Source organism: Streptomyces sp. NPDC088254, assembly GCF_044740925.1.
Taxonomy (GTDB): Bacteria; Actinomycetota; Actinomycetes; order Streptomycetales; family Streptomycetaceae; genus Streptomyces.
In genome coordinates this window covers 387,870-406,579 of the sequence record NZ_JBIURQ010000006.1, presented here as the reverse complement: position 1 = coordinate 406,579, position 18,710 = coordinate 387,870, and the positions used below count along the sequence as shown (strand labels likewise).

At 70.0% G+C, this 18,710-nt stretch carries 15 protein-coding genes and 1 pseudogene; 9 read left to right on the top strand and 7 right to left on the bottom strand.

The window, feature by feature from the left end:
- Positions 1–31 precede the first annotated feature (31 nt).
- From ACIOC0_RS20210 to ACIOC0_RS20200, 3 genes are read left to right on the top strand one after another with little or no spacing between them, the layout of a single operon-like run.
- Positions 32–1,432 carry a nicotinate phosphoribosyltransferase gene (locus ACIOC0_RS20210; RefSeq protein ID WP_402156461.1) on the top strand — a complete coding sequence of 467 codons (1,401 nt, stop codon included), beginning with the start codon at positions 32–34 and terminating at the stop codon, positions 1,430–1,432.
- 11 nt (positions 1,433–1,443) lie between these two features.
- Complete coding sequence (locus ACIOC0_RS20205) at positions 1,444–1,755, top strand: DUF1876 domain-containing protein (protein WP_402156460.1); 312 nt, start codon at positions 1,444–1,446, stop codon at positions 1,753–1,755.
- Between the two features lie 3 nt (positions 1,756–1,758).
- On the top strand, positions 1,759–2,223 hold the full coding sequence (locus ACIOC0_RS20200) for an Hsp20/alpha crystallin family protein (RefSeq protein ID WP_402156458.1): 465 nt from the start codon (positions 1,759–1,761) through the stop codon (positions 2,221–2,223).
- Between the two features lie 162 nt (positions 2,224–2,385).
- On the opposite strand, the pseudogene ACIOC0_RS20195 reads toward ACIOC0_RS20200, so the two are convergent.
- Positions 2,386–2,715, bottom strand: a pseudogene (locus ACIOC0_RS20195) (BON domain-containing protein); the annotation flags it as partial.
- A 153-nt stretch (positions 2,716–2,868) separates the two neighbouring features.
- Here ACIOC0_RS20195 and ACIOC0_RS20190 point away from each other — a divergent pair.
- Positions 2,869–3,798, top strand: coding sequence for a pyridoxamine 5'-phosphate oxidase family protein (locus ACIOC0_RS20190; RefSeq protein ID WP_402156457.1), 930 nt, complete (start codon positions 2,869–2,871; stop codon positions 3,796–3,798).
- Between the two features lie 52 nt (positions 3,799–3,850).
- Here ACIOC0_RS20190 and ACIOC0_RS20185 read toward each other — a convergent pair whose 3' ends face one another.
- A complete protein-coding gene (locus ACIOC0_RS20185) occupies positions 3,851–4,528 on the bottom strand; it encodes a CBS domain-containing protein (protein ID WP_402156455.1) in 678 nt (225 codons plus the stop codon).
- Between the two features lie 24 nt (positions 4,529–4,552).
- On the bottom strand, positions 4,553–4,954 hold the full coding sequence (locus ACIOC0_RS20180) for a Crp/Fnr family transcriptional regulator (RefSeq protein WP_402156590.1): 402 nt from the start codon (positions 4,952–4,954) through the stop codon (positions 4,553–4,555).
- A gap of 406 nt (positions 4,955–5,360) precedes the next feature.
- Between ACIOC0_RS20180 and ACIOC0_RS20175 the strand changes: the two genes are divergently transcribed.
- The 4 genes from ACIOC0_RS20175 (at position 5,361) to ACIOC0_RS20160 (ending at position 12,636) form a co-directional block, all read left to right on the top strand.
- Positions 5,361–6,236 carry a universal stress protein gene (locus ACIOC0_RS20175; protein ID WP_402156454.1) on the top strand — a complete coding sequence of 292 codons (876 nt, stop codon included), beginning with the start codon at positions 5,361–5,363 and terminating at the stop codon, positions 6,234–6,236.
- A gap of 60 nt (positions 6,237–6,296) precedes the next feature.
- A complete protein-coding gene (locus ACIOC0_RS20170; RefSeq protein WP_402156453.1) occupies positions 6,297–8,696 on the top strand; it encodes a glycoside hydrolase family 65 protein in 2,400 nt (799 codons plus the stop codon).
- 229 nt (positions 8,697–8,925) lie between these two features.
- A complete protein-coding gene (locus ACIOC0_RS20165; RefSeq protein ID WP_402156451.1) occupies positions 8,926–9,801 on the top strand; it encodes a potassium channel family protein in 876 nt (291 codons plus the stop codon).
- Between the two features lie 189 nt (positions 9,802–9,990).
- Positions 9,991–12,636 carry a cation-translocating P-type ATPase gene (locus ACIOC0_RS20160; RefSeq protein ID WP_402156449.1) on the top strand — a complete coding sequence of 882 codons (2,646 nt, stop codon included), beginning with the start codon at positions 9,991–9,993 and terminating at the stop codon, positions 12,634–12,636.
- Positions 12,637–12,679: 43 nt separating this feature from the next.
- Here the strand turns inward: ACIOC0_RS20160 and ACIOC0_RS20155 are convergent, their stop codons facing one another.
- Positions 12,680–13,306, bottom strand: coding sequence for a CBS domain-containing protein (locus ACIOC0_RS20155; protein WP_402156447.1), 627 nt, complete (start codon positions 13,304–13,306; stop codon positions 12,680–12,682).
- Between the two features lie 822 nt (positions 13,307–14,128).
- Here ACIOC0_RS20155 and ACIOC0_RS20150 point away from each other — a divergent pair.
- Complete coding sequence (locus ACIOC0_RS20150; RefSeq protein ID WP_402156446.1) at positions 14,129–14,548, top strand: CBS domain-containing protein; 420 nt, start codon at positions 14,129–14,131, stop codon at positions 14,546–14,548.
- Between the two features lie 35 nt (positions 14,549–14,583).
- Here the strand turns inward: ACIOC0_RS20150 and ACIOC0_RS20145 are convergent, their stop codons facing one another.
- The 3 genes from ACIOC0_RS20145 to ACIOC0_RS20135 are packed head-to-tail and all read right to left on the bottom strand — an operon-like array spanning position 14,584 to position 18,691.
- Positions 14,584–15,240 carry a potassium channel family protein gene (locus tag ACIOC0_RS20145; RefSeq protein WP_402156445.1) on the bottom strand — a complete coding sequence of 219 codons (657 nt, stop codon included), beginning with the start codon at positions 15,238–15,240 and terminating at the stop codon, positions 14,584–14,586.
- Positions 15,237–15,896 (bottom strand): potassium channel family protein, encoded by a 660-nt coding sequence (locus tag ACIOC0_RS20140; protein ID WP_402156443.1) that lies wholly within the window; start codon positions 15,894–15,896, stop codon positions 15,237–15,239. Before ACIOC0_RS20140 ends, ACIOC0_RS20145 begins: the two co-directional genes overlap by 4 nt.
- Positions 15,893–18,691 (bottom strand): cation-translocating P-type ATPase, encoded by a 2,799-nt coding sequence (locus ACIOC0_RS20135; RefSeq protein WP_402156442.1) that lies wholly within the window; start codon positions 18,689–18,691, stop codon positions 15,893–15,895. The genes ACIOC0_RS20140 and ACIOC0_RS20135 overlap by 4 nt, the downstream gene beginning before the upstream one ends.
- Between the last annotated feature and the right edge of the window lie 19 nt (positions 18,692–18,710).

The following is an 18,710-nucleotide window of genomic DNA, read 5'->3' as shown; positions in this document are numbered from 1 at the left end:
GCTCCGGGGCGTCGTCCAGGAGGTGACGCAGATGTCCGATGCGACGACCACCGACTTGTACGAGGTCACGATGGCGATGTCGTACCTGCGGGAGGGGATGACGCGCCCGGCGACGTTCAGCCTGTTCGTCCGCGAGATGCCGCCCGACCGCGGCTTCCTGGTGGCCGCCGGCCTGGAGTCGTCGCTGGACTTCCTGTCCGGCTTCCGGGTCGACGCCGAGGACGTCGATGCCTTCGCCTCGGCACTGCACCGGCCTCCACGCGATCTGGCCCCGCTGCTGGGCATGGAGTTCACCGGTCAGGTGCGGGCTGTGCCGGAGGGGCGGATCGTCCTCGCGGGAGAGCCGCTGCTGGAGGTGACCGCTCCGCTCCCGCAGGCCCAGCTGGTGGAGACCTACGTGCTCAACCAGGTCAACCACCAGACGACGATCGCCTCGAAGGCCGCACGATGCGTCCTGGCCGCGGCGGGACACCCGGTCGTGGACTTCTCCCTGCGACGCACCCACGGCCCCCAAGCCGGCTTGCAGGCAGCCCGGTTGAGTGCGATGGTCGGATTCGCCGGGACGAGCAATGTCGCCGCGGCCACCGCCGAAGGGCTGTCGGCCGTCGGCACGATGGCCCACTCGTACATCGAGGCGTTCGGCACGGAGGAGGCGGCCTTCCGGGCCTTCGCCCGCTCCCACCCCGGCCCGGTGACGCTCCTGGTGGACACCTACGACACCGAGGAGGGGGTCCACGTCGCGGCCCGCGTGCTGCGAGACCTCGACGACGCGGCCCGTGGGCCCGGTTCGGGCGTACGGCTGGACAGCGGCGACCTGGGAGCCCTGGCGCTGCGTGCACGCGCCCTCCTCGACGCGGCGGGACTGCCGGACGTACGGATCATCGCCAGCGGCGGTCTCGACGAGTACGCCGTGGACGAACTGGTCCGCTCCGGAGCACCGATCGACGTCTACGCCGTCGGCACCCGTGTCGGGGTGTCGGCCGACGCCCCGTTCCTGGACTCCGCCTACAAGATGGTCGAGTACGACGGCCGGCCGGTGATGAAGCTCTCCTCGGCCAAGGTGACCGCTCCCGGGCGGAAGCAGGTGTTCCGCCATCCCGGATATGCGGACGTGATCGGGCTCCGTGACGAGCAGCCGCCGGGGGCGGGCGTACCGCTGCTGGAGACGGTGATGCAGAACGGGAGGCGCACCGTCGAGCGCCCCACTCTGGACGAGAGCGGGGAGAGGTTCGCTGCCGACCTGGCCGGTCTCCCGCCCGCGGCACGCCGCATGCGGGCGCCCCTCGCACCACGGGCGACGATCTCCGGACAGCTGACCGTCCTCGCCGATCAGGTCCGGCGCCGTATCGAAGACGAGGTCCTGGCCTCATCCGCCGACCTGCGCAATCACGAGCGGAGCGCAACTGGATCACAGCGCTCTGTACCGAGATGAGGAGGACAGTGATGCCGCATACCGTGGAATGGAAGGTTCGCCTCTACCTCTTCGAGGAGGAGGGAACGACCAAGGCACGTGTGGTGCTGGACACCGGGACCACGGAGCTCACCGGGCACGGGGAAGCGCACCGGAACCCCGTGGACACGGACGTGCCGGAGATCGGTGACGAGCTGGCGGCGGGCAGGGCTCTGCACGACCTCGGCCGGCAGCTGGTGGACGTTGCTGAGCGTGACATCGAGGGCATGGGCGCGGCCTCGACCGAGCGGAGGGATCGCCCGGAGACCGGCTGGTCGTTGCGGGATCAGATGCAAGGAGGATGACCGATGACGCTGCCTGCGCACCAACACCATGGGAGGGGCGCTCTCCCGGTATGGGACCTCTCTCGCGAGCTTGAGGACCTGCACACTCGCATGGACCGGCTCATGCAGTCCGCCTTTCCTGGTGGCGCCGAACTCGGCACCGTCGGGACATGGGCGCCGCTGGCCGACATCGAGGACACCGAGGACGCGTACCTGGTGGAGCTGGAGGTTCCCGGGGTGGACAAGGACGACATCACCGTGGAGGTCACCGACTCCGAGATCGATGTCCACGGCGAGATCAAGGAGAAGGAACGCACCGGCGTGGCCCGGCGGCGCGCCCGCCACATCGGGGAGTTCGACTACCGCACGAGTCTGCCGCTGAACTCGGACACCGAGCACATCAGCGCCGAGCTGGCCAACGGGGTTCTCACCGTGCGCGTTCCGAAGGCCGAGAAGGCCGAAGCGCATCGTATCGAGATCGCCGGCTGAGTCAGGGGCGGGAACAGTCAGAGGCTGTGCGCGTTCAGGGTCTGTTCCGTAGCAGGTGCTACGGGCGCGACGGGCAGCCGGGCGATGCCGGGCACCCTCCTTGGGACGTGGTCAGGCCGGCGTGAGACCTCGTCGCTCCGAGTCCGGGGTCCTGTGCTGCCCTCACGTGCCCGTGGGGGAACTCCGGGAGCCGTCTGCTCGGTACGCGATGTGCTCGGCGACAGAGACCACGCCGTCCACGCTCCGGCACAGCCGCTCGATCACCGGGATCAGGGTTCTGACCTCGACGGATCCACCGAGGTTCACGCGTCCTTCGCGAACCTCGACCGTCACGTCCGAGGCGACAGGCCCCAGGGTCCCTCGCAGCACGTCCCCCGTGATCTCGTGGCGGATGGCATCGTCACGACGCAGGAAGATCCTCAGCAGGTCACCGCGGCTGACGATGCCCTGCAGTCGGTCCGTCTCGTCCACCACGGGCAGTCGCTTGACGTTTCCCTTCCGGGCGGAGACAGCCAGTGGCGAGGGGATGAGGCCGGCGCACTGGCCGTCCGGCTAGCCGGATCACAGGGTTCTCGTCCCCGTGCGGCGGCACGCCGCGCGTGGGACGTTGGGTTACAGCAGCATTCTGAGGAAACGGCGGCGATCATGCGAGCTCAACTCGGCGATCAACTCGTGGTCGTGAGCCCTGCCACCGGCGTCACCAGGCGCGACGGCGAGATTGTCGGACTCCACCACGAGGACGGAACGCCTCCCTACGATGTGCGCTGGTCGGACACGGATGAGGTGACCCTCGTCTTTCCCGGGCCCGACGCACACATCCATCACATCGAGCACGGTCCCGGGAGTGCACACGAGCCTTCCCGGCCACGCACGGAACAGCCAGGCGGGCAGAGAAGTGCCGAGGCCCGCGGAACCCCGCTGGGCAGGCCGGCCAATCCCGGTGACATCGGGCGCCGCGTCGCCACCGAGCGCACACGCCAAGGACTGACCCGGGAGGAGACGGCCCGCCGCGCGGGAATGGCACCGGCATATCTGGCGTATGTCGAAGAACGGCCGGCCAACCCGACCACGGCCAGTCTCATCAGCCTGGCCGACGCGCTGGGCACCACTATCGTCGCTCTGCGCGGCGGCGGCGTCGATCTGCCACCTGGTCAGGGCCAGGCGCTCCTTCATCCTCATCTGCTGGACCTCGGCCCCGACGAATGCCGTGCCCGGCTTTCCACACACGGGGTGGGGCGCGTCGCGGTGTCGACGCCGCGCGGCCCGGCGGTGGTGCCGGTGAACTACGAGGTTGTCGACGATGCGATCGCGTTCCGGACCGCGCCGGACTCGGTCCCGGCGGCGGCCGTGGGATCGGAGGTCGCCTTCGAGGTCGACCATGTGGATGAGGCCATGAGCGAGGGCTGGAGCGTGCTCGTCGTCGGACCCGCGCAGGTGGTCACCGAACCTGACGAGGTGCGGAAGCTGGTAGATCGTGCCCACACCGAGCCATGGTCAGGGGGTGGACGCGAGATGTGGGTGTCGATCCAGCCAACGCGCATCACCGGGCGCCGTATTACTCCGGCCGAGCGGTGAGGGAGGGGCACTGGTCGGTTCCTCATCTTCCGCGTGCGTGCCGGGTTCGACCTTACTGCCCGCCCCCAGGGCCGGCCGGAGTGGTGGACTCGCTGGTGAGCTGGGGATCGACGTCCACGACGCCCTCAATGGCGCGTACGAGGCGCACGGCGACGGAGATGAGCGAGGTGTCGCGGATGTGTCCGCGCAGGGTGACGACGCCTTCGTGGACGTTCACGTGGATGGCGTGGCTGAAGGCCGGGAAGAGGTAGGACACCACGGTGCGTCGGACCTCCTCCTCGATGTCCTCGTCCGACCGCAGGAAGACCTTCAGGAGATCGGCACGGCTGACGATGCCCTGGAGCATGTCCAGGTCGTCGACCACGGGCAGTCGCTTGACGTGCCTGACGGCCATGATCCTGGCCGCTTGGGCCAAGGTGGCGTCGGGGTGGACCGTGATCGCGGGGGTGCTCATGAGCTCCCCGGCTGTCACGGCCCCCGCCTTGGCGACATCGGACAGGCGCCGGCGTTGCTCGAAGAGGCTCGGGTCGCTGTCGCGGAACTCCTCCTTGGGCAGCAGATCGGCCTCGGAGACGACGCCGATGACGCGCCCTTCTCCCTCCAGCACCGGCATGGCACTGACCTTCCACTGCTCCATGGTCTGCACGATCTCCTTGAAGGGTGCGTGGCGTCCGACGGCCACGACCGTATGCGTCATCACGTCGCTCACGATGTGCGGGGTCTCAGTCACTTCGGGCCTCCTCGTCTCGCCTTGTCAGGGCACTTCGCCTGCGCCGTGGGGCGCGTACAGGTCGAGCAGTCGCACCCGGGCGGACCTGAGCCGGCCCGCGATCACTCCGGAGACATAGGTACACAGTTCGTGCTGCAGCTCCGGATATTTCCCGCACAGCTCACGGACCGCAACCGCGTCGAACTCGTAGGCGCGCACCGGGCTGCTGGCCTGGGCCCCCAGGTGCCAGTGGTGGGGAGGGACGAACCACGACCAGCCCAGCAGATCCCCCGCCCTGAGGGTTTCCACGACCGCTGCGCGGCGACCGGGCACGTGCACGTCGAGAGCGACGGTGCCCGTGTGGATGATCCAGAAGCGGTCGGCCGTGGCGCCCTCGCTGAAGATGCGCTCGTCGATCTCGAAGGACACCTCGCGAGCGAGTGACATGAGCTGCTCGCGATGCTCCTTGGTCAGGGCGCCGAAGACGCCGGTCCTCGCAACCACAATGGCCTTCCCTTCTCCATGACCTCGAATCTCGAAGCGGAGGTGGGCTCGTATCCCGTCACAGCCGTCTCACTACGCGGTGCCTGGTCTCGTCGGCGGGAGTCCCGACTCGCGTCCGGTCGACAGGACGACGGACCCAGGCCAGTGCGAAGACCGTGGCGGCGATGCCGAGTGGCACCCAGGGCTGTGTTCCCGGCGCATGACTCCACGATCGTCGCAAATCGGCACGGTGCAACCCGGGCCGAGCCCTCCCTCCGAGAGCCCGTCCACGTGTCGCGATGGATCCGGGGCGGTGCGACGGTATTCACAGGGGTTCTCGCGGTGGCCGGGCAGGAAGGCGGTGTGGACCATGGAGCTCCCGCTGGTCGTGGGTGTCGACGGATCGGATTCCAGCCTGCAGGCCGTGGACTGGGCGGTGGACGAGGCGGCGCGCCTCGGGCTGCCCTTGCGGCTCGTGTACGCCTCCCTGTGGGAGCGGTACGAGGGAAGCCGCCCGTCCTTCAGCACCGACCGTCCGGCCGAGGAGGTCATGGCCGAGCACATCGTCGCGTCCTGCGCGGAACGCGCCCTGTTGCGCAATCCAGAGGTGAAGGTGTCGAGCGAGGTGCTGCCTGACGACGCCGTGTCTGTGCTGCTGCACGCGGCACATGAATCCTCTGCCCTGGTCACGGGCTCTCGCGGCCGCGGCGAGGTCGCCGGGTTGCTGCTGGGGTCGGTCAGCCTCACTGTGGCAGCCCGCGCCGTGTGCCCGGTCATCGTGGTCCGTGGCGGGGAGCGGAACCGGCAGGGCTCCTTCGGCCGGGTGGTGGTCGGCGTCGGTGACTCCACCGAGGGCTCGGCCGCCCTGCGGTTCGCCTTCCGCGAGGCCGAGGCGCGCGGCTGCGCTCTGCATGCGGTACGGGCCTGGCGCCGACCCGCCCATAGACACGTGGACAGCCCCCTGATCGAGGACGATTCCGCCGTTGCTCACGAGGAACGGGCCTCCGCCCTCCTCACCGACGCGTTGCGTGACGCCGTGCGCAACAACCCAGAGGTGGATGTGCTGCGCCAAGCGTTTGAAGGCCCCGCCCACAAGGTCCTCCTGGACGTGTCGGCCGACGCCGACCTGGTGGTCGTGGGTGCGGTGAGGCGGTACGGTCACGTCGGTCTGCAGCTCGGCAGGGTCGCCCACGCCCTCTTGCATCACGCCGAGTGCCCGGTGGCCGTCGTCCCGCAACGGATCTGAATTCCGGCGCGCGTCGCACGCTCCTGCACATCTAGTGAGGGGAGAAGGCGAGGGCGATTGATGTCGGAGTGGACCTGGGAGTACGAGGGATACCACCCCGCTGCCGAGCGGTTGCGCGAATCGCTGTGCACGCTCGGCAACGGCTACTTCGCCACGCGCGGCGCGGTGCCAGAGAGCAGGGCGGGCCTGGTGCACTACCCGGCCACCTACGCGTCCGGGGTCTACAACCGCCTGGAGTCAACGGTGTCGGGGCGACGGGTGGTCAACGAGGACCTGGTGAATCTCCCCAACTGGCTGCTCCTGCGGTTCCGTCTCCGTTCCGCCGACGGATCGGTGGGCCCGTGGTTCTCTCCCGACGCGCGGCAACTGTTCGACTACCAGCACACCCTGGATCTGCGCCGTGCCACACTGACGCGCACGTTCCGGTACCGGGACGACGAGGCAGGCATGCTGGGCGTGGAGCAGAGTCGCCTGCTGGACATGGCAGATCCTCATCTGGCCGCGCTACGGACCGTGTTCACGTCCGAGGAGTGGGCGGGCGAGGTCGAGGTCGAGTCCGTCCTCGACGGCGACGTGACCAACAACAACGTCTACCGTTACCGGTCCCTCAACCGGAACCACCTGGGCCAGGTACGGACGGGGGAGGCGGGGACCGATACGACGTGGCTGCGTTGCCGGACGAGCAGCTCCGACATCGGTATCAGCATGGCGGCGCGTACGGTCGTCGTTGGGCAAGTGCCCACATTGTCCGAGCTTCGGCCGTCTCGCCACCGTGCCGTCCACCGGTTGGTGCTACCGATCGATCCGGGCCGGTCCGCCGTGGTGGAGAAGACCGTGGCCCTGCACACCGCACATGACCTGGCGATCGGTGACCCGCTCGGCGCGGCGCTCGACCGGGTGACCACAGCTGGGGACTTCCCGGCGCTCCTGCACTCCCACGTGGCGGCGTGGCAGCGGCTGTGGCGCCGCGCGGACATCCAGGTGCCCGGGGAAGCGGGCCGTGTCCTGCGCCTGCACCTGTTCCACCTGCTGCAGACACTGTCGCCACACACCGCGGAGCTGGACGTGGGGGTGCCGGCCCGGGGCCTGCACGGCGAGGCGTACCGGGGCCACGTCTTCTGGGACGAGCTCTTCGTACTGCCGTATCTGAACCTGCACTTCCCGGAGGTCTCGCGGGCGCTGCTGAACTACCGTCACCGCCGCCTGCCGCAGGCGTGCCGGGCGGCCGGCGCGGCTGGCCGGGCCGGGGCCATGTATCCGTGGCAGTCCGGCAGTGACGGGCGTGAGGAGACCCAGCAGCTGCATCTCAACCCCCGTTCGGGCCGCTGGCTGCCGGACAACTCCCGTCTCCAGCACCACGTGGGCTCGGCCGTCGCCTACAACGTGTGGCAGTACTGCGAGGCGACCGGCGACACCGAGTACCTTCACACCAAGGGCGCGGAGATGCTCCTGCAGATCGCCCGCTTCTGGGCGGACAGCGCCGAGTTCGCCCCCGAACACGGCCGCTACCGCATCCGCGGCGTGGTCGGCCCCGACGAATACCACGACAGCTACCCGGACGCCGCGCGGCCGGGCCTGGACGACAACGCGTACACCAACGTCACCGCCGCCTGGGTCCTCGGCCGCGCCCTCGACCTCGTACGGCGCCTGCCCGCATGGCGCCGAGAGGAACTGTTCGAGCGCATCCAGCTGGACAGCGGCGAACTTTCGGAATGGGAGGAGATCTCCCGGCGGTTGCGGGTTCCGTTCCACCAGGGCGTCATCAGCCAGTTCGACGGCTACGGCGACCTCGCCGAGCTGGACTGGGACGCCTACCGCGCACGCTACGACAGCATCCGGCGGCTGGACAGGATCCTCGAGGCCGAGGGCGACGCCGTCAACCGCTACCAAGCCTCCAAGCAAGCCGACGTGCTGATGCTCGGATACCTCTTCTCGCCCGCCGAGCTGCGGGACCTGTTCCGCCGCCTCGGCTACGACGTGGACGACGAGCTCTGGCGCAGGACCGTCGACTACTACCTCAAGCGCACCAGCCACGGTTCCACCCTCAGCGGCCTGGTCCACGCCTGGGTCCTCGCACGGGTCAGACAGGCCGAGGCGTGGACGTACTGCCAGGAAGCCCTGGAACAGGACGTCGCCGACCTCCAGGGCGGCACGACCGGTGAAGGCATCCACCTCGGAGCCATGGCCGGGACGCTGGATCTGGTGCAGCGCGGCCTGACCGGGCTGGAGACCCGCGAGGACGCTCTCCGGCTGGACCCCGTGCCGCTTCCCGCGCTGTCGGAGTACGGGTTCTCACTGCGCTACCGCGGCCACTGGGGCGTCAGCGTCCGGCTGAGCAGCGGACAGCTGGGGATCGGTGTGCCCGACTCGGAGGAGTCCCCGATCCGTGTGGTCCTGCCCGACCGGGCCGTCACCGTCGCACCGGGAGAGACCTGCACGCTCCTGCTGCCGGAGGGGTGAGCCGTCCGGCGCGCCACACGAGCCGGACGTGGAGGTCTTGTGTGAGTGGGTGCCGGGAGGTCGCCCATGACCGTCTTCACCCAGTCCCGGGAGCGCGGCGAGTCGGTGTTCTGCGGTATCGGTCTTCGGCCTAGGCTCCGAGAGCAGGGCCGACTCGGGCGGCAGGGCGGTGGCCTTCGCTCCTGGCGCCGCGCAGGCCGCTCCACGGAACAGGCCGTGGGAGACATGCATGGACTGGTTGGTCTCACTGGTAGGAGCCGGGCTGGTCATGGCCGCCCTGCGAGACCTGTTCCACACCCTCTGGCACCCCACCCGCCACGGCGGCCTGAGCCGACTCGTCATGACTGCACTGTGGAGACTGTCCCATCATCTACGGGCGCGCAGGCGCGTGGCCGGGCTCGTCGGGCCGCTCGCCATGGTGACGGTGGTCGGCATGTGGGCTGCCACGATCATCTTGGGCTGGGCCATCGTGTACTGGCCCCACATGCCGGAGGCGTTCGCCTTCACCGGCGGCTCGCAGCCATCGCAGCAGCTGGACCTGCTCGACGCCCTCTACCTGTCTCTCGTCACGGTCGCCACCCTCGGACTGGGGGACGTCGTGCCGGCCGAAGGCTGGCTCCGCATCGCTGCGCCGCTGGAAGCCCTCGTCGGTTTCGCCCTTCTGACCGCCACCGTCTCCTGGGTCCTCGAAATCTACCCGGCCCTGACGCGCAGAAGGGTCCTGGCGATCCGGCTGGCTCTCCTCCGCCAGTCGGACCCGACGACCGGGCAGCTCGACTGCGCTGTAGGGGCTCTGATGCTGGACAGCCTCGCCACCGAGGTGGTGCGGGTCCGTAGCGACTTCACCCAGTACGCCGAGGCGTACTACTTCCATGACGGGGAGGACCGCGCGTCCCTGGCGGCCACGGTCGGCTATGCCTCTGACCTCGCCCAGCGCGGGCAGGCTGCCCGGCGGCCGGATGTGCGTCTGACGGGCGACGTGCTCGCCGGCGCGCTCGACGACCTTGCCACCATCCTTGATCAGCGTTTTCTGCACACCGGCGGAACGCCGACGGAAGTCTTCGCCGCGTACGCCGCCGACCACGGGCGCAGCCTCACGCAGTGAGCAGCTTGCCGGTGCCCGTAGCTGTGCGACACCCCTCCGTCCGCTCCGGTGAGCGCGTCGGTCCGCCAGTCATCGATGGTCGGCCTTCGCGGTGGCACTCTGACAAGAGCAGACCGGTCTTCCGGGTCGGTGGTTCTGCGTACGACGGGAGTGGTTGATGGCAGACAGCGGACAAGCTCCGCTGGGCGCGTGAGCGAGCAGCGGAACAGCCGGGGGCCTGACGCGGACACCGGCGAAGTCCAGGGCACGACATGTTCCGAGACCGCGCTGTCGTCCGCCGAGGCCGCGCATCGGCTGACACGCTACGGGCCCAACGAGGTCCCACCGGAGCCGCGAGCCCCGGTGTGGCGGCGGGTTCTGCAGCAGTTGCGCGATCCGCTGATCCTGGTGCTGCTGGTGGCCGCCGCTCTGACGATCGCCACCGGTGATCTCTCCGATGCCGCCGTGATCCTGCTCGTGATCACGGTGAACACCGTGGTCGGCGTGGTGCAGGAGGTGAGGGCAGAGCAGGCGGTCCTGGCCCTGTCCGCCATGAGTGCGCCTGCGGCCAGGGTGGTGCGGGACGGAGAGGAACGCTCCATCCCGGCTGTCGATGTGGTGCCCGGTGATCTGGTCCTGGTGACCGAAGGCGACATCGTGTCCGCGGACGGAGACGTACTGGCCGCCGCGTTGCTGCTGGCGGACGAGTCCTCGCTGACGGGCGAGTCGGTTCCGGTGGAGAAGGCTCTTGACCCTGACGCGTCGCGTGGCACGGTGTCGGCCGGGACGGTCATCGTCCGGGGGCGGGGCCGCATTGTGGTCACCGGCACCGGGGCGGACAGCGCGCTCGGGCGGATCGCGTCCCTGATGGGTGCGGCGCCCGGCCTGACGCCGTTGCAGCGTCGGCTGGCGAGGTTCGGCCGGGTTCTGGCGGCCGTCATCGTGGTGCTGTGTGCCCTGGTCCTCGCACTCGGGCTGGTACGCGGGCAGCCTGTGGAGCCGATGATCGTGGCGGCTATCAGCCTTGCCGTCGCGGCCGTACCGGAGTCCCTGCCCGCCGTGGTGACGCTCGCTCTCGCACTGGGAGCACGACGGATGGCGGACCGGCACGCCATCGTCCGCCGGCTGCCCGCAGTGGAGACCCTGGGCTCCGTGACCGTGATCGCCACCGACAAGACCGGCACCCTGACCGAAGGCCGGATGGCCGCCGAACGGCTGTGGACGCCGCGCGGAGAGGCCGCCGTCCTGGGTACGGGCTACGAACCCGAGGGCCAGGTCGTCCGCGACGGTGAGCCAGTCACCGCAGGCGATGCGCCCGATCTGGCGGCGTTGCTGCGTGCCGCGATGCTGTGCAACGACGCGGCGCTGGAAACCCCGTCGGACCGCTCCACGGAGTGGCACGCGCTGGGCGATCCCACGGAGGCCGCCCTGCTCGCGGCCGGGGCCCGCCTGGGGCTGGACCGGACGACGCTGGACCGCGAACTGCCACGGATGGAGGAGATCCCGTTCGACAGCGGCCGCAAACGCATGACAACCGTGCACCGCCGACCGGAGGGCGGAGTGCGGGTCGCCTGCAAGGGAGCGCCGGAATCGCTGCTCAAGCCGTACATTCTGGCCGACGGCCCGGACCTGGTCGCCCGAGCGGCGGCTCAGGCGGAGGTGCTGGCACGCGGCGGTTACCGAGTGCTCGCTGTCGCCTCGGCCGACCATGACGCACCAGCGGAACCGCCCGGGACGTGGGAGTCGGGCCTGTCGCTGCTCGGGCTCGTCGGCATCCTCGACCCGCCCCGCAGCGCGTCGGGGACGACCATCGCCGCCTGCAAAGAGGCCGGCATCGTTCTCGTACTCATCACCGGCGACCACCCGTTGACCGCACGGGCCGTGGCCGAGCGCCTGGGCATCGCCTCCGGGGACGAGGAGGTCACCACCGGCGAGCGGATCCGGGACGGCACGGCGGGCGAGCTGACCGGCGTACGCGTCTACGCCCGCACCACGCCCGAACAGAAGCTGGACATCGTCCAGGCGTGGCGCGGTGCGGGGCACGTGGTGGCGATGACCGGGGACGGCGTCAACGACGGCCCGGCGCTGCGCCGGGCCGACATCGGTGTCGCCATGGGGCGGCGCGGCACCGAGGTGGCACGCCAGGCGGCCGATCTCGTGCTGGCCGACGACAACCCGGCCACGATCGTGTCGGCTGTGGAGGAGGGGCGCCGGGTCTACGCGAATGTGCGCCGTTTTCTGCTCTACGCACTCGCCGGGGGCACTGCCGAGATCCTGGTCATGCTCCTCGGCCCCTTCCTGGGGATGCCGCTGCCGCTGCTCCCCGCGCAGATCCTGTGGATCAACCTGCTCACGCACGGCCTGCCCGGTGTCGCGCTCGGTGCGGAGCCTGTCGCTCCGGACGCGATGCGCCACCCGCCCCGGCCTCCCGAGGAGAGCGTGCTGGGCACCGGTCTGTGGCCGCGGATCCTGTTCATGGGCGCTTTCGTCGCCACGGTGACCCTGGTGGCCGGGGTGTGGGCCCGGGAGACGGGCCGACCCTGGCAGTCCATGATCTTCCTGGTTCTCGGCGCGACCCAGCTCGGCGTGGCACTCGGTTCCCGCGCCCGCCCGGGGAGTCTGGCCAACCCGTTCCTGCTGGTCGCCGTAGGCGTGGCCCTGAGCCTGCAGGCGGCCGGTGTCTATCTGCCCGCGCTGCGGCAACTGCTGGGTACGGAACCGCTGTCGCTCGCCGACCTTGCGATCGCCTGCGCGTTGTCCGGCCTCGGCCATGTGGTAATGCGTGTCCAGACGCGCCTGTGGCCGGAGCGACAACGGCACGTCGCCTCGGTGGAACCCAGCGGCCCGGGGGGCTGATGTTCCCGCTCTGCCTGGGCGGAGCGGTTGTGCTGAGCCCCGGTCAACTCGGGCTGAGGTCGTCGACCACGTCGACCACGTCGTCGGTCTCCCGGATTGCCTCGAGCAGCTTTGGGACGAGTGTCTTGTCCAGCCTCCCGGCTACGGTTACGACGCCGTTCTCCACCGTCACCTCGATGGAGTCGACGTCGAGGAGGAATTCGCGCCGGAGGATCCGGGACTTGATCTCCTCGCGGATCTCGGCGTCGTTGCGGATGAGCGACTGGAGCAGGTCGATGCGGCTGACCGCACCCACCAGCCGACCGTGGTGGTCCGTGACGGGAAGCCGCTTGAGGCGTGAGCGAGCGGCCGTCCAAGCCGCGTCGGCGACCAGATCCCCCGGGTGGACGGTGACCGCCGGGTGGGTCATGAGGGTGGTCGCGGTCTCGCCCCGGCTCTTCTCGTGGAGGCGGTGCTCCCGGAGCCTGCCGATCGGACCGGGCCGGTGAGGGGCGGCCATGACGGCGGCCTTGGCGAGGAGGTCGGACTCGGACACCACTCCGACCACATGGTCCTCGGCGTCGACGACGGGAACGGCGCTCAGGTGCTCACGGGAGAGCGTGCGGGCGACGTCCAGGAACGGCATGTCGCCGGGGACCGAGACAGCCGGCACGCGCATGACGTCGCGCACGAGTGGCGCTTCCGTTGCCTGTTCGCGGTCCTGGCGGGGGCGAGTCGGTGCCGTGTCTGCCTCGCCTGCTGCTGGTAGACCTGCCCGTACCTCTGCCGCCGCGACGGAGGCAAGGGCACCGAGATAGCGCTGCAGCGCGTCCTGGCGGTGCTCTTCCTCCGGTGTCCAGGAGCGGCGCGGCGCGACGCGACGGGCTTCCTTCCCCGCAGCCTCATGGTCGAAGTCGCTCACGGCAACCTCCCGAAGAACACGGCCGGTCACCTACCCGGCCAGTGTCCCACCTGTCGCAGGGGGACGCCCCCGCACAGCCAATGCCGTGGCCTGGGTGGAAGAGGCCAGGTCGGTGCGACATCCACTGGATCTCCTGCCTTGAGACAGCGCTCGCCCGCGTCGAACTCGCCTTGGAGCAGAGCGAGCACGAAGACGCCGTGAGGCGCCGCTGGGCAGCCCAAACCCTGGGGGAGAGCACCAGAGGGGCCGGAAAGTGAGGGCCGAGGACTTGGCGGCGCCCCGTCGGACCGAACCCTGGTGGAGCGGCCAGCCGGATCGTCCATGTCAGGGTGCGACTGATGTCCGGCGGCGAGTGATTCCGACGAGCTCGTTCGCATCGATCACCCGAGCCCGGTCCTCTGTGCCCAGCTTGTTCAAATTAGCCGGTGTGCCGGGACGGCGGCGTGGGCCGACGGGCGGCCGCTTTCCCCGAATGCGGATCGATTGCGGGCAAACCAGACTGGTCGTAGGGGGTAGCAGTCGGGGCGGGCCCGGCTCCAAGGGGCGTCCTGGCGACTGCGACGCAGACCGCGAGGCTCGAAGGAGACGGCCATGACCACAGCACGGGAGATCATGCACACCGGTGCCACCTGCATCCAGGAGAACGAGACGCTGGAGGACGCGGCACGCCGGATGAATGAGCTGGACGTCGGAGCCCTCCCGATCTGCGGGGAGGACGACCGGCTCCACGGGATCATCACCGACCGCGACATCGTGGTGAAGTGCCTAGCCAAGGGCAAGGACCCGAAGACCATGACTGCAGGCATGCTCGAGCAGGGCAAGCCGATCACGATTGACGCCGAGGCAGACACGGACCGGGTCCTGGGGGCCATGGAGGAGCACAAGATCCGGCGGCTCCCGGTCATCGACAACCATCGGCTGGTCGGCATGATCAGCGAGGCGGACCTCGCACGCCGTCTGCCGGAGGAGAAGGTGGGCCATTTCGTCGAGGTGGTCTGCGCGTCCCGCTGACCACGTGGGCATGCCCTCGGCCGAGGCGACGGCCGTCACTGGAAGGCGGTGTGAATCTCCTGTTCGGTGGCGGCGTGGGAGACGACGAGGAGTTCGTCGCCGGGCTGGAGTCGCATCTCGGGGGCGGGGACGGTGGGTTGGCCGTCGCGGATGACGGTGGCGATGACGGAGCCTGCGGGAAGGGGGATCTCGGCGAGCGTGCGCCCCGCGGTGCGGGACTGCGGAGTGATGGCGGTTTCGATGACGTCCACGCCCGCTTTGCTCAGGCGCAGCAGGGCGACGGTGTCGGTGGCGCCGGTGGCTTCCTCGATGAGGGAGATCAGGGGGGTGGCGACGGGGACCGCGGTGTCCACTCCCCAGTTCTGGTTGAAAAGCCAGGTGTTCTCCGCGTCATTGACGCGTGCCGCGACGCGGGGAACGGTGAACTGCCGTTTGGCGAGGAGGCTGATGACGAGGTTGTCCTCGTCGTTGCCGGTGGCGGCGATGACCAGGTCGGCGGTGAGTGCGCCGGCGTGCTCCAGGAAGGCAGGTTCGCAGGCGTCCCCGGCCAGGAGGCGTACGGGGATGCGGCCTTCGAGCTCGGCGATGTGGTCCTCGTCGATGTCGAGGAGGGTGACGTCGTTGCGGGCGGCGGCCAGGACCTGGGCGATCTGGGTGCCCAGGCGTCCGGCGCGGGCGATGAGAGCCCTCATGTCCCCAGCTCCTTGTCCAGGAAGCCGCGCAGTCTGCCGAGCGCGGTGGCCGCGACGGCGAAGGTCACCAGGTCGCCGGGCTCGGCCGGGGTGCTGTGCGCGGGTACGAGTGAGTGGCCCGCGCGGGTGATCTCCACGACGCGGATCTCACCGTCGACGTCGAACTCGGTCAGGCGCCGCCCGGTGAGGTAGTCAGGCAGCTGCGAGCGGACCAGCAGGGTCTCGCCGTTGCCGAACGTGAGTTCTGCTGTGAGGTGGCGGTGCAGCAGCATCTGGTGGATCTGATGCACCGTCCAGCGGACGCTGGCGATGGTGGGGATGCCGAGCTCGCGGTAGATGTCGGCGCGGCGGGGATCGTAGATGCCGGCAAGGACGATCGGCACCCGGTAGGTCTCCTTGGCCGTCCGCGCGCTGACGATGTTGCTGTTGTCGCCCGAGGTGACGGCGACGAACGCGTCCGCGTGCTCGATCCCGGCGGCCTCGAGCACCGCGCGGCTGTATCCGTTGCCCTCGTGGAAGTGGCCCGGGAAACCGGCCGGGAGCCGCCTGCGGGTCCTGGCCGAGCGATCGATGAGCCGTACGTCGTGGCCTTCGGCGACGAGCTGGATCGCGAGCGTGGACCCCACCCGGCCGCAGCCCGCAATGATCACTCTCATCGTGCGTTTCCTTTCGGACTCGTCGGCCTGCGGCGCAGCCACCACTTGCGGGCTTCTTCCGCGGCCAGGAGCAAGGCGCCGAAGGCGGCGAGGACCGCCCAGTCGGTGGCGGCCAGCGGAGCGGTGTTGAAGAGCGCCTGGAGTGGAGGCAGGTAGCTGATCGCCGCCATCAGGGTGATGCCGAAGCAGCCGGCGGCCAGCAGCCACGGGTTGGACAGCAGCCCGATCCGGAACACGCTCTGCCGGTCGGTGCGAACTGCGAGCGCGTTGAAGAACTGGCTGACCACAATCCCGGCCTGGACCATGGTGATCGCCTCCCGGTAGGCGGTGTCGTCCTCGGTGAAGTCCCGGTACGGGATTCCGGAGGCATGGATGTGCCAGAAGAACACGGCGGTCACGCCCAGGGCCTGGATGCCGCCCAGGAAGAGGATGCGTCCCATCACGGCGGACGAGAAGAGCCGTTCGCGTCGGGAGCGCGGAGGGCGGTCCATGATGTCGGGTTCCGGCGGCTCGGCGCCGAGCGCGAGAGCGGGCAGGACGTCGGAGCCGAGGTCGATGGCGAGGATCTGCACGGCGCTGATGGGAATCAGGGGGAACCCGGCGAAGGTCGCGGCCAGGATCGGGACGAGTTCGGCGATGTTGTGGCTGAAGAGGTAGACCAGGAACTTGCGGATGTTCTGATAGACCGATCGACCAAGCCTCACCGCCGCGGCGATGGAGGCGAACGAGTCGTCCAGCAGCACCATCACCGCGGCCTCCCGGGCGACATCGGTGCCGGAGGCGCCCATCGCGACGCCGATGTCGGCGTGTTTGAGGGCCGGTGCGTCGTTGGCACCGTCGCCGGTGACCGCGACGACCTCGCCGCGTCGCTGCAGCGCGGTGACCACCCGCATCTTGTGCTCGGGGCTGACCCTGCACAGCAGCAGCTCGCCCGGCGTGGCCAGCAGCGTGTCCAGGCCCTTGTCGTCCAGGGCGTCGAGCCGGACGCCGGTCACCACGGTGGGCGCGGGCCGGGAGACGATGCCGACCCGGCGGGCGACGGCCTCAGCGGTCAGCGGATGGTCCCCGGTGAGCATGACGACACGGATACCGGCCCGTCGGCAGGCGGTGACCGCGTCGCTGACCTCGGGCCGTGGCGGGTCGAGCATGCCCGCGAGCCCCAGGAGCGTCAGCTCCGACTCGACCTCGTCCTGACCAGGGCGGGAGCCTGATATGGGCCGCCATGCCGACGCCAGCACGCGCAGCCCCTGAGAGGCCAGCTCGTCGTTCGCGGTGGTGACAGCGGAACGTAGCTCATCGGTCAGAGGCCGCCGCTCTCCCCTCCAGTCGATGCTGGTACAGCGCGCCATCAGCTCCTGCGGTGCGCCTTTGATGTACGCGTGGTAGCCGTCGGCGGTGTCACGGTGCACGGTGCTCATCAGCTTGCGGAGCGAGTCGAAGGGGTACTCCGCCACGCGCGGCGTCGCCGCTTCCTCAGCGGCAAGGTCGAGTCCGGCCTTCGCCGCAGCCACGAGCAGCGCGCCCTCAGTGGTGTCGCCGAGCACCCGCCAGCCCTGGCGATCCGACGGAGGGACCAGCCGGGCATTGCAGCACAGTGCCGCTGCCCGCAGCAGCCCGCGCACCGGCTGCGGGTCGGCCACGTCGCCCTCAGGTGCGTACCCCACCCCGGAGACGGCGTGCGGCACACCGCCGGCCCACACCTGCACGACGGTCATCTCGGCCTGGGTGAGTGTCCCGGTCTTGTCCGTGCACACGACGGTGGTGGACCCCAGCGTTTCCACGGCGAGCAGCTGTTTGACCAGGGCGTGCCGACGGGCCATGCGTCGCACGCCGATCGCCAGCGACACCGACAGGGTCGCGGGGAGGCCCTCGGGGACGAGCGCGACCATGACCCCGAGTGCGAACACGAAGGTCTCGACGAACGGCTGCCCGGTGGGCGCGCGCACCGCGAACAGAGCGGCTCCGATGGCCAGCGCCATTCCCGCCACCCTGCGGGCCATCGAGGCCACCTGACGCTGCAGCGGAGTCTTCTGCCGCGGCGCCGCGGCAGCGAGCCGGAAGATCCCTCCGAATTCGGTCGCCGCGCCGGTGGCGAACACCACCGACTTCGCGACGCCCGCCACGACATCGGTGCCCATGAACACGCAGTTGCGGGCCTGGAGCACCGGCCCGGCCGCCACCGGGTCGCCCGTACGCCCGACGGCGTCGCTCTCCCCGGTCAGCGCCGCGTTGTTGACGGAGACCTCGTGTGCCTCCACGAGGCGGCAGTCCGCCGGCACCGCGTCCCCGGCCTCCAGGACGACGACGTCCCCGGGCACCAGCTCACGCGCGGGCAACTCCCGCCGCTCGCCGTCGCGGAGCACCCGGCAGGTGTGCGGAACCATGGCCTGGAGCGACTCCGCCGTTCGCTCGGCGGAGTACTCCTGTGCGAAGCCGATGGCCGCGTTCAGCACCACCACACCGAGGATCGCCACGGCCAGTTGCAGGGTTCCCACGTCCTGTGGCTTCTGAAGCCCGTAGGCCAGGAACGTGATCGCCGATGCGACGAGCAGCACGACGGCGAAGAGGTCGGTGAACTGGCCGGCCAGGTCTCGCCACAGCCCTCGTCGCCCTGCGGGGGGCAGTTCGTTGGGACCGAACCGGTCCCGCCGCGCCGCCGCGTCCGCCGACGCCAGTCCTCGCGGCGAAGCATCCAGCGCGGCGAAGACCTCGCCCGCCGCCAGCGTCTGCACCGTGGGGCCGCGCGTCCCGACCGGAACCGCCGGCCCGGCGCCCCCGTCTCCGGGCTTCAGCACGGGAGTTCCGGTACCCATC

Bases quoted from the DNA above. Each gene is read 5' to 3' on its own strand.
- ACIOC0_RS20210 (WP_402156461.1), top strand. From the start codon at position 32: ATGTCCGATGCGACGACCACCGACTTGTACGAGGTCACGATGGCGATG.
- ACIOC0_RS20205 (WP_402156460.1), top strand. From the start codon at position 1,444: ATGCCGCATACCGTGGAATGGAAGGTTCGCCTCTACCTCTTCGAGGAG.
- ACIOC0_RS20200 (WP_402156458.1), top strand. From the start codon at position 1,759: ATGACGCTGCCTGCGCACCAACACCATGGGAGGGGCGCTCTCCCGGTA.
- ACIOC0_RS20190 (WP_402156457.1), top strand. From the start codon at position 2,869: ATGCGAGCTCAACTCGGCGATCAACTCGTGGTCGTGAGCCCTGCCACC.
- ACIOC0_RS20180 (WP_402156590.1), bottom strand. From the start codon at position 4,954: ATGTCACTCGCTCGCGAGGTGTCCTTCGAGATCGACGAGCGCATCTTC.
- ACIOC0_RS20175 (WP_402156454.1), top strand. From the start codon at position 5,361: ATGGAGCTCCCGCTGGTCGTGGGTGTCGACGGATCGGATTCCAGCCTG.
- ACIOC0_RS20170 (WP_402156453.1), top strand. From the start codon at position 6,297: ATGTCGGAGTGGACCTGGGAGTACGAGGGATACCACCCCGCTGCCGAG.
- ACIOC0_RS20165 (WP_402156451.1), top strand. From the start codon at position 8,926: ATGGACTGGTTGGTCTCACTGGTAGGAGCCGGGCTGGTCATGGCCGCC.
- ACIOC0_RS20150 (WP_402156446.1), top strand. From the start codon at position 14,129: ATGACCACAGCACGGGAGATCATGCACACCGGTGCCACCTGCATCCAG.
- ACIOC0_RS20145 (WP_402156445.1), bottom strand. From the start codon at position 15,240: ATGAGGGCTCTCATCGCCCGCGCCGGACGCCTGGGCACCCAGATCGCC.
- ACIOC0_RS20140 (WP_402156443.1), bottom strand. From the start codon at position 15,896: ATGAGAGTGATCATTGCGGGCTGCGGCCGGGTGGGGTCCACGCTCGCG.